This window comes from Kitasatospora sp. NPDC028961 (assembly GCF_055564815.1).
In genome coordinates this window covers 1-1,671 of the sequence record NZ_JBVHVO010000011.1, presented here as the reverse complement: position 1 = coordinate 1,671, position 1,671 = coordinate 1, and the positions used below count along the sequence as shown (strand labels likewise).

Annotated in this window: 1 rRNA gene and 1 pseudogene; both read right to left on the bottom strand. The window is 71.3% G+C overall.

The annotated features are described in order from the left end of the window. Window positions 1-1,110 (bottom strand): annotated as a pseudogene (locus ACZ4UX_RS20665) (hypothetical protein); the annotation flags it as partial. Window positions 1,111-1,580: 470 nt separating this feature from the next. Next, window positions 1,581-1,671: ribosomal RNA gene (gene rrf / locus ACZ4UX_RS20660) — 5S ribosomal RNA — on the bottom strand; the annotation flags it as partial.

The following is a 1,671-nucleotide window of genomic DNA, read 5'->3' as shown; positions in this document are numbered from 1 at the left end:
ACGCGGACGGTCGTCACGGTCACGGTTGAACCCGCTCGGGCGGTCGTCACGGCGGAAACCGCCGCCGGACGGACGGTCGTCACGGTCACGGTTGAACCCGCCACCGGAGGGACGGTCATCGCGGCGCGGACGGTCGTCACGGTCACGGTTGAACCCGCTCGGGCGGTCGTCACGGCGGAAACCGCCGCCGGACGGACGGTCGTCACGGTCACGGTTGAAGCCACCGCCCGACGGACGGTCGTCACGGCGGAAGCCACCGCCCGAGGGCCGGTCGTCACGACGCGGACGGTCGTCACGGTCACGGTTGAACCCGCCACCGGACGGACGGTCATCGCGGCGGAAGCCACCGCCGGACGGACGGTCGTCACGGTCGCGGTTGAAACCGCCACCGGACGGACGGTCGTCACGGCGGAAGCCACCGCCGGACGGACGGTCGTCACGACGCGGACGGTCATCGCGGTTGAAGCCGCCGCCCGAGGGCCGGTCGTCACGGCGGAAGCCACCACCGGACGGACGGTCGTCACGACGCGGACGGTCATCGCGGTTGAAGCCGCCGCCCGAGGGCCGGTCGTCGCGACGGAAGCCACCACCGGAGGGGCGGTCGTCACGGCGGAAGCCACCGCGGTCGTCGCGGTCGCGGTTGAAACCGCCACCGGAGGGACGGTCGTCACGGCGGAAGCCACCGCCGGACGGACGGTCGTCACGACGCGGACGGTCGTCGCGGTCACGGTTGAAGCCACCACCGGACGGACGGTCGTCACGGCGGAAACCGCCACGGTCGTCGCGGTCGCGGTTGAAACCGCCACCCGAGGGACGGTCGTCACGGCGGAAACCGCCGCCACCGCCACCGGAGGGACGGTCGTCACGGCGGAAGCCACCGCCCGAGGGGCGGTCATCACGACGCGGACGGTCGTCGCGGTCACGGTTGAAGCCACCACCGGACGGACGGTCGTCGCGACGGAAACCGCCGCCACCGCCACCCGAGGGACGGTCATCGCGGCGGAAACCGCCGCCACCGCCACCGGAGGGACGGTCGTCACGGCGGAAGCCACCGCCCGAGGGCCGGTCATCACGACGCGGACGGTCGTCACGGTCACGGTTGAAGCCACCACCGGACGGACGGTCGTCGCGACGGAAACCGCCGCCACCGCCACCGGAGGGACGGTCGTCACGACGCGGACGGTCGTCACGGTTGAAGCCACCGCCCGAAGGGCGGTCGTCACGACGCGGACGGTCGTCACGGTCGTCGCGACGCGGACCTCGGTCGTTGGACCAGCCCCCACGAGACCGGGGCTCGTAGCCGCGGCCGTCGTCCGATCGACGCTCGGGACGGTCCTGGGGCTGGTTCGACATTGTGGTGACTCCTCTTGTTGCTTCAGCTCTACCGCGGATGGAGGCGACACCACTGCCCTCGCGCGGTTCGATGCCGGCCTCCTGGCCGAGCACCATCTCCATTGTCCGGCATCGACCGGGACCCCGCGCCTGGGCGAAAGTCCTCTGTCGTGCCGGGGTGCATACGTGCGTAAAAACAAAAAGGCCGCGGCCCCAGCGAATCGCTGGGGCCGCGGCCTTGAATAATTGTTCGGCGGCGTCCTACTCTCCCACAGGGTCCCCCCTGCAGTACCATCGGCGCTGTGAGGCTTAGCTTCCGGGTTCGGAATGTAACCGGGC